At 68.5% G+C, this 2,105-nt stretch carries 1 pseudogene; it reads left to right on the forward strand.

Annotation, left to right across the window (positions count from 1 at the left end):
* Positions 1-2,105: pseudogene (locus EN939_RS31470) on the forward strand (heavy metal translocating P-type ATPase); the annotation flags it as partial.

Here is a 2,105-nt window from a genome sequence, read left to right on the forward strand (position 1 = left end):
GTGCGTCGCCTCGACGGCGTCGCCGATGTCTCGGTTTCGGTGACCGGCGCCAGCATGACGGTCAGCCACGGCGGCGCACTGCCGGAAGACAAAGTGCTGCAGCAGGTGGCGCGGCTGGGCTATGGCATCGTCAAGGCCGATGGGCGTGCACCGGCGGCCAAAGCGCATGACCACGCTGATCCCGATCATGAGGGCCACGATCACGAAGGTCACGATCATGGTGGCATGTCGGCGGGCCAGCAGACCGCTGGCTCTACCCACCTTCACAGCCATGCCGAGCCGGGGCAGGCGTGGTGGCGTTCCCGCCGGGCAGTGCTGACGCTGGCCTGCGCGGCAGCGCTTCTCGCCGCCTATGGCATCGGCCATCTGTTCCCAGTGGCTGAGCGTTGGGTGTTCCTGGGCGCGCTGCTGGTCGGCCTGATGCCGATCGCGCGGCGCGCGCTGATGGCGGCATTGGCCGGCACGCCGTTCTCGATCGAGATGCTGATGACCATCGCGGCGATAGGCGCCGTGATGATCGGCGCCACGGAAGAAGCGGCCGCCGTGGTGGTGCTGTTCCTGATCGGCGAACTTCTGGAAGGTGTCGCCGCCGGCCGCGCACGGGCGAGCATCCAGGGGCTTGCCGATCTGGTGCCGAAGACGGCACTGGTCGAGCGGGCGGGCGGCACATCTGAGATTCCCGCCGAAGATCTCGGCGTCGGCGACATCATCCTGGTGCGGCCGGGCGACCGCATCCCGGCCGATGGCGAGATCATCGAGGGATCGAGCGATATCGACGAGGCGCCGGTGACCGGCGAGAGCACGCCCAAGCGCAAGGGCGTCGCGGACGCCGTCTTTGCCGGCACCATTAGCACAGACGGCGTGCTCAGGGTTCGCGTGACGGCTGCCGCGTCCGACAACACCATCGCCCGAATCGTGCGGCTTGTGGAGGAGGCGCAGGAAGCCAAGGCACCGACCGAACGCTTCATCGACCGCTTCTCGCGCACCTACACCCCGGCGGTGCTGGCGGTCGGCGCGCTGGTTGCGCTGTTGCCGCCGCTGCTCATTGGCGGCGACTGGAACGAATGGATCTACAAGGGCCTGGCGATCCTGCTGATCGGTTGCCCCTGCGCGCTCGTCATCTCGACGCCGGCGGCGATAGCCGCAGGTCTTGCGACCGGCGCGCGGCGTGGTCTGTTGATGAAAGGTGGTGCGGTGCTGGAGGGCTTTCGCCGGATCACGGCGGTGGCCTTCGACAAGACCGGCACACTGACGGCGGGCAAGCCTGTCGTCACCGACATCATGGCCTATGGCCGCGATGAACGCACCGTGCTGGCGCTGGCGGCGGCGCTCGAGCAGGGTTCCAGCCATCCGCTGGCCATGGCGATCCTCGACAGGGCCAAGGCTGATGGTGCGCCGGTGCCGCCGGCTCTGGCGGCGAAGGCGATCTCGGGCAAAGGTGTCGAGGGCAGCGTCGGTGGCGTCGCCGTCTTCCTCGGCTCCGGTCCGGCGGTGGGCGAACACGCCGACATGACGCAAGTGCAGCGCCTCGCCGTCGACAGCCTCAACGGGCAGGGCAAGACCGTGTCAGTGCTGGTCGCCGACGGCGTGGTGGCAGGGCTGATCGCCATGCGCGACGAGCCGCGACCGGATGCGGCGGCCGGCATTGCGGCGCTTAAGGCCGAAGGCATCCGCACGATCATGCTGACCGGCGACAATCGCCGCACGGCGCAAGCCATTGCCGCTTCGCTCGGCATCGAGGCTCGGGCGGAGCTGTTGCCTCAGGACAAGCAGCGCATCATCGGTGAATTGCAGCGCGAAGGGCTGAAGATCCCAAGGTCGGCGATGGCATCAACGACGCACCGGCGCTCGCCGCCGCCGACATCGGCATCGCCATGGGCGGCGGCACCGATGTGGCGCTGGAGACGGCGGACGCGGCGATCCTGCATGGCCGCGTCATGGACGTCGCGCGGATGGTAAAACTGTCGCGGGCGGTGATGGCCAATATCGGCCAGAACATCAGCGTTGCGCTCGGGCTGAAGGCGGTGTTCCTGGTCACGACCATTTTGGGCATCACCGGCCTGTGGCCGGCGATCCTGGCCGATACCGGCGCCACGGTGCTGGTC

Origin of the sequence: Mesorhizobium sp. M7A.F.Ca.CA.002.05.1.1, from assembly GCF_003998335.1 — a bacterium.
Lineage (GTDB): Bacteria > Pseudomonadota > Alphaproteobacteria > Rhizobiales > Rhizobiaceae > Mesorhizobium.